Origin of the sequence: Polaribacter sargassicola, assembly GCF_021991835.1 — a bacterium.
GTDB lineage: Bacteria > Bacteroidota > Bacteroidia > Flavobacteriales > Flavobacteriaceae > Polaribacter > Polaribacter sargassicola.
In genome coordinates this window covers 1-377 of sequence record NZ_JAHDAU010000069.1, presented here as the reverse complement: position 1 = coordinate 377, position 377 = coordinate 1, and the positions used below count along the sequence as shown (strand labels likewise).

1 pseudogene is annotated in these 377 nt (G+C 67.6%); it reads left to right on the top strand.

From position 1 onward, the window contains the following. Nucleotides 1–377, top strand: a pseudogene (locus KI686_RS15865) (glyceraldehyde-3-phosphate dehydrogenase); the annotation flags it as partial.

The following is a 377-nucleotide window of genomic DNA, read 5'->3' as shown; positions in this document are numbered from 1 at the left end:
GTCGTGCACCACCAACGCGATCACCCCGGTGCTGGCGGCGATGAACGAGGCCTACGGCATCGTGCGCGGCCACGTCGAGACCGTGCACTCGTTCACCAACGATCAGAACCTGATCGACAACTTCCACAAGGGCGACCGTCGCGGGCGCTCGGCGGTGCTCAACATGGTCATCACCGAGACCGGCGCCGCCAAGGCCGTCGCCCGTGCACTGCCCGAGCTCGCAGGCAAGCTCACCGGCTCCGCGATCCGCGTCCCCACGCCCGACGTGTCGCTCGCCGTGCTGCACCTGACGCTCGAGAATCCGGCCACCAAGGACGAGCTCAACGACTACCTCCGCCGCGCCTCGCTGCACTCCAAGCTGCGTCAGCAGATCGACT